The following is a 6,000-nucleotide window of genomic DNA, read 5'->3' as shown; positions in this document are numbered from 1 at the left end:
ATCGAGCATCGCGAGGCGATCAACAACCACCTGATCGAGACCACTGGCGCCAAGATCCGCGGCATGTTCTCCTGGATCAAGTCTGACGAGCAGTAGTTCGGCGCAAGCTGATTGAATTAAGCGGGGCCCGCTCGGTGTGAGCGGGCCCCGCTTGCGCTTGGGCAAAAGCGCTTTAATCCTCGAAGGATAGTTTTTCGTAGACGCCGAGCAGCGTGATGTCGAAGTACTTCTCGGTCTTAGAGCCGCGGTTGTTGTCGTAGTTGTAGTAGTTCCTCTGGCTGAGCTTCATCTTTCCCGAGACAACGGGCGTGTAGTACTGACTGTGCTCGATGGCGCCCTTCGACTTGATGTAGCGGTCGGCCTTAGGCTCGACGCCGGAGACTGAGAAGCTGTAGTCTTCCTTCTTGCCAGCGTCAGGAAGTGCGATGCTGGCCTCGTCCTGCGAGAAGAGTATCTGGTGCAGCGTCTTTTTCCCGCCATAATAATCGTAGATCTTTCGGAAGCTGTCGATATCCGCCACAAGATGGGTATCGCTGCTTACGGTGAGCTGTGGCTGGTTTGCGCCCGTGCTCTTGTTCACCTTGAGGACGGCCGCTTGCGTCATGAGCGTGACTTCCTTGCCGGGCACCATGAAGTGGCGCCACTTATCGGCATGTGGAACCACCTTGTAGCTCTCGATCAAGCGGGATGCGCGTGTGGCGTAGCCTTCCTCGCTGTTACTTTCGTTATCCCTCGTCGCACGAATGCTGCTGAACTCGTTTGTCACCCCGTAATCGTTGGCGATTTCATTCGCTGAGTCGGTTCCGAAGAGCTGCTCCCAGCTCGCGATGCATTGACTGATCTCGACTTTTCTCTTCTCGTCGGATAGCGTGACATCATCGACAAGATAGTCCATGTATCCCCTCAGCGCGAAGGCGGCGTATCCGCACAAAAGCCCGAACTTGTTGACAACCTCATCCTGAAAGCCCACTCGACCCGCAATGGTATTTTGCTCCCATGGGCTTTTGAGCAGGGATAACTTGAAGTATGCCTCGAGTGGGTTCAGTGCGACACCGACCTGCTCCGCCAAAAGCGCGCTGCAGTAATCGATGGCGTAGGCGTCGACGGTCTTCCCGTCGACGGTAAGCCTGGGGTTTTCGGCGGAGCTTGCCGTCGCAAGGTACATGGCGACCCGTTTGCGCGCGGCGATGTAGTCGTCGGTTCCCTCCTGGAAATCCTTCATGTAATCGTGGTTGAACTTTTCGATGAAATCCACCAAATCGGTCGTGTTGCGGAAATACGTCTTGATCAGCTCGTTGATAATCGAACAGAGCTCGGCTTCCTGAATCGCCGTGTACACGGCTTGGATTTCCCGCTCGATGTTGTCGAGGCGCGCGCTGATCTCGCCAAGGGCGCGTTCGACGCCGTTGTTCGAGCCGAAAATCGCAGATAGGAGCGTGTTTGTGGCGTAGGTGACGGTCTTGTTGAGCGTGAGGTTGGCAACGCCTTTCAAGATGGTGTCGATGTCGCCCTGGACGAAGGGGATGTCGTTTTCGGTGTCTTGGTTCGCGGCCGCAAGTTCCTCATCGGTTGGAAGCTCGATGCAGTCCTCGTCGATGGGGGTATCGGGGTCGGGCTGGAAGTCCTCAAGGCGGCTCCATTCCGGGTCGTCGCTTGTGAGCTCTTCCTTGTCGGAAAAGGCAGCGTCGGCATCATCGGTGTCTTCGGAGGCGGTGTCTGCCTGGCTGCTCGCGGCGGAACTTGCGTTTGCCTTGTCGGCCTCGTCCGCATATGCCTTTTCGGGACCTAACGAAACAGGGAAGGCGGCGGCGCTCGTCTTCGCGGCATCCGCCGCGTCGACAACGACGGGGGGAAGCTCAAGGTCGGCGCAAAGGCCCAAAACGAAGGCGCGTTCGTCTTCGGTTCCCTGTCCTGTCAGCACTCGCACGAAGGCTTTGTTCGCCTGTGATGCGTAATCGGCGTCGACGGTGCGGACGGCGCAGGGGACAGATTCGAATTCGACCTGCTCTGCATAGGGCGCGTACACTTCGCTTACGAGCGCTCCTGCGTCTACACGCACGTCCGCACGGCTGTCGCCCATGATCACCGACTGCACCGATGATTCGGCGCGAAGCTCAGCATCGGCTTTTCCCGCGACAATAAGCGAGGCGATGCTGCCCGAAACTTCCGCGCGGTCGATGCCGCCCAAGAATAGCGCGTCGATCGTAGCGTCTTCATCGACTAAAACCACGTAGCGAGACGCGATGTCGTCCGCGGCGAGCATCTCAATGTCGCCGTGCACGCGCACGGGCGCGTTCGCTGGCCCGATTTGCGTCACCTGCTTCACGCCGTCGGCGTTGCAGTAGGCGATGGCAAGCGTTTCGCCGTCGCCGCTCGGAACGATGCCGAGCTTTGAGCCGGTGAATGGGATGCCCTGCTTGGTTTCCTCCGTCCAGTCGGAAAACCATTTCCCGTCTTCCACGCGAAAGCTCGTTTCGCTTGGGGCGGGCTCGGCATTGCCGGGGGAGTCCGCCGTGCTTTTCGCCCCGCAACCTGCGATCATGACCAGTGCGCCTCCCGACACGAGGAGCGTCGTTGCGGTGGCTGTGAGCTTGAGTGCGTCTCTTCTTGTGATCGCGTTTTCCATGAGTTCCCCTTCCGTGATGCCTTCTCGCCAAATGTGGGCGCTCTAGGACGTGGCGTGATGGGTTTACTTACATGAAATTATACAAGAAATTCACACCTTCTTTGCGTTGCGCAGCCACGAAAAGAGATGCGGGACGCGCTTTTGGGCCAAGGTGTCCGCCCAGGTACGTGAGGACATCCAGTTATCGATTGGAGCCTCAATTTGCGCGTCGCGCACCAATCGCTCCATTAGAATAAAGTGCGTCTGAGTTCTCGCGATCAAAGGAGCGCGCTTATGGGTAGGGTGTTCAACTTTTCTGCAGGTCCCGCAATGCTTCCCGAGGAGGTCTTGAAGACCGCCGCAGCGGAGATGCTCGATTATAACGGCTGTGGCATGTCCGTGATGGAGATGTCCCACCGCTCGGCGACCTTCAAGGGCATCATCGAAACCGCTGAGCAGGACATTCGCGATCTCATGGGCATCCCTGACAACTACCGCGTGCTCTTCTTGCAGGGAGGCGCGACCCAGCAGTTCGCGGCAATTCCGATGAACCTCATGCGCAACAAGGTGGCCGACTACATTGTGTCGGGCAACTGGTCGAAGAAGGCTTTTAAGGAAGCTAAGCTCTACGGCACCGCAAACCTCGTCGCTTCCTCCGAGGACGCGGGCTTCACGCGGGTTCCCGATTTCGACAGCGCTACCTTCTCGCCAGACGCTGACTACGTCTACATCTGCCAGAACGAAACGGTCTACGGCACGCGCTATACCCATCTTCCCGAGACGGGCGACACCCCGCTTGTCTCCGATGTGTCCTCGATGTTCCTCTCCGAGCCCGTCGACGTCTCCAAATACGGCCTTATCTACGGCGGCGTGCAGAAAAACGTCGGTCCCGCCGGTGTGGTCATCGTCATCGTGCGCGACGACCTTATTCGCGAGGATGTCCTCCCGTTCACGCCCACTATCATGCGCTACAAGACGCAAGCCGATGCCGGCAGCCTCTCGAACACGCCGCCCGCCTACGGTATTTACGTCTGCGGTCTCGTGTTCAAATGGCTCAAGGAGCAGGGCGGACTCGAAGCGATGAAGAAGCGCAACGAGGAGAAGGCGGCGCTGCTCTACGACTACCTTGACAGCTCGAAGCTCTTCCGCGGCACGGCGGAAAAGGAATTCCGCTCGCTTATGAACGTTCCCTTCATCACGGGCGACGCCGATTTGGACGCGAAGTTCATCGCCGAGGCGAAGGCTCGCGGGCTCGAGAGTTTGAAGGGCCATCGCAGCGTCGGCGGCATGCGCGCGAGCATCTACAACGCAATGCCGCGTGAAGGCGTCGAGGCTTTGGTCTCGTTCATGGAAGAGTTCGAGAAAAACAACGCATAAAGCCGTATAGTTGTTCTAACGGAAACGAATTCGGCCGTGGGGAAGTGGTTCCTCGCGGTCGAATTTGCGAAACGAGCGCGCGATAAGCGGCCTTGTCTGAGGAAGGGAATTCGCCATGACGCACAAGAAGGTTCTCGTAGCCGACCGAATCGCGAAGGAGGGCATCGACGTTCTGCGCGAGAAGGGCTACGACGTCGAAGTGAAGCTCGACCTGGCCGAGGACGAGCTCGTCGCGACGATTGCTCCCTATGACGCGATCATCGTGCGTTCCGCGACGCCCGTGACGCGTCGCGTCGTCGAGGCCGCCGACAACCTGAAGATCATCGGGCGCGCTGGCGTGGGTGTCGACACGATCGACCTCGATGCCGCCACCGAGCGCGGTGTTATCGTGTGCAACGCGCCGACCTCGAACATCATGAGCGCAGCTGAGCACACCATGGCGCTTATGCTTGCCTGCGCGCGACAGCTTCCGCAGGCGAACGCAAGCATGCACGAGGGCAAATGGGAGCGTTCGAAGTTTCTGGGCAAGGAGCTCTACGAGAAGACGCTCGCCATTTTTGGCTTGGGCCGCATCGGCGGTCTCGTGGCGGAGCGTGCGCGCGCCTTCGGCATGAAGATCATCGGCCATGATCCGTATTGCAGCCCCGAACGCGCCGATCAGTTGGGTGTGGAGCTGTTCGAGCGCACAGAAGACGTGCTCGCCCGCGCCGATTTCATCACCGTGCATCTGCCGAAGACTCCCGAGACCATCGGTATGTTCGGTCCCGAAGAATTTGCCGTCATGAAGGACGGCGTCGTCTTGATCAACGCGGCGCGCGGCGGCATCTACAACGTGAAGTCCCTCTCCGATTTCGTCGCCGCCGGCAAGATCTTCGCCGCGGGTATCGACATGTTCGAGGAGGAACCCTGCACCGACAGCCCCCTGCACGAGTTCGATAACGTGCTTTTGACCCCTCATCTGGGCGCATCCACCCACGAGGCGCAGGTGCGCGCCGGCATGCAGATTGCGGAGTACGTCTCGAGCGGCCTTGAGGGTTCTATCGTTCCGACGGCGCTCAACATGACGCTCGTTCCGCCCGAGATGATGGACGCGGTGGGTCCTTACGTTCCCGCTTGCCAGATGATGGGCCGCGTTCTGGCTCAGATCCTGGGTTGCATTCCGAAGACGCTGCGCGTCGAAGCTGCGGGGACGATCGCGAACGCCGATGCATCTATCCTGGTCGCAGGCGCGCTTGACGGAATCCTCGCGTATCGCCGCGCAGGGTCGGTCACCCCGGTGAACGTCGAGTCGGTTGCTGTTCGCCATGGCATCAAGGTGGATACCGCTTCGATCGCCGATGCTGATGAGTACGCCTCTGCCGTGAAGGTCATCGCCGACGGTGTGGAAGTGGGAGCGACGCTCTTCGGCTCGATGCAACGCCCGCGCATCATGTCGCTGCTCGATTACAAGATCGACATCGCGCCCGCCAAGCAATCGCTCGTGTTCGAGTACGTCGACGCCCCCGGCCGCATCGGCGCGATTGGCACGGTGCTTGGCGATGAGGGCGTGAACATCACGACGATGCAGATCGGCACGAAGCCCTCTGAGAAGACGGCGCTTGTCTACATGAACGTCGAGGGCAACGTGACCGATGAGCTCCTTCAAAAGCTTTCGAGCACGCTCGATTTCAAGAACGTTTGGTCGTTCAACCTGTAGGCATTCGGTCCTGCGCTCGATCGCATTTCTGTGGGAGCCCTATTCCGAGGCGGTGTAACCAAGGGATGGGGCGCCCCTGGTATGTAAGGCTTCTATCAGGGGAAACGCATTTCTGGCGACAACTTTGCGCCCAGTCGGCTTATGCGCGCTCAATTCCCTAAACCAATTCGCGCATGCCTTTCTACACGAACGCATGTCCGATGAATTTGCTGTGTCGTCGTTTTGATGCGACCTCGGCATGTGGTAAAGTCGATGGTTGCGAATCGCGGCCAGCAGCGCCTGGCCCACAAGACCCGCTTTATGCGTCGCGCCTTTTGCGCAG

At 59.1% G+C, this 6,000-nt stretch carries 3 protein-coding genes; 2 read left to right on the top strand and 1 reads right to left on the bottom strand.

Annotation, left to right across the window (positions count from 1 at the left end; all coding sequences use genetic code 11):
- Window positions 1–172 precede the first annotated feature (172 nt).
- Window positions 173–2,626: a hypothetical protein gene (locus Q0G85_RS02695; RefSeq protein WP_297154486.1), complete on the bottom strand. Its 2,454-nt coding sequence runs from the start codon at window positions 2,624–2,626 to the stop codon at window positions 173–175.
- A gap of 273 nt (window positions 2,627–2,899) precedes the next feature.
- On the opposite strand from Q0G85_RS02695, the gene serC reads away from it, so the two are divergent.
- Window positions 2,900–3,982, top strand: a complete 1,083-nt coding sequence (serC, locus tag Q0G85_RS02690) for a 3-phosphoserine/phosphohydroxythreonine transaminase (protein WP_297154484.1) — start codon at window positions 2,900–2,902, stop codon at window positions 3,980–3,982.
- Window positions 3,983–4,097: 115 nt separating this feature from the next.
- A complete protein-coding gene (gene serA, locus Q0G85_RS02685; protein ID WP_297154483.1) occupies window positions 4,098–5,678 on the top strand; it encodes a phosphoglycerate dehydrogenase in 1,581 nt (526 codons plus the stop codon).
- Window positions 5,679–6,000 lie beyond the last annotated feature (322 nt).

Origin of the sequence: uncultured Ellagibacter sp. (genome assembly GCF_934617235.1) — a bacterium.
GTDB lineage: Bacteria > Actinomycetota > Coriobacteriia > Coriobacteriales > Eggerthellaceae > Ellagibacter.
Note: the sequence above shows the minus strand (reverse complement) of the source record. Positions and strands in the feature narration are given on the sequence as shown.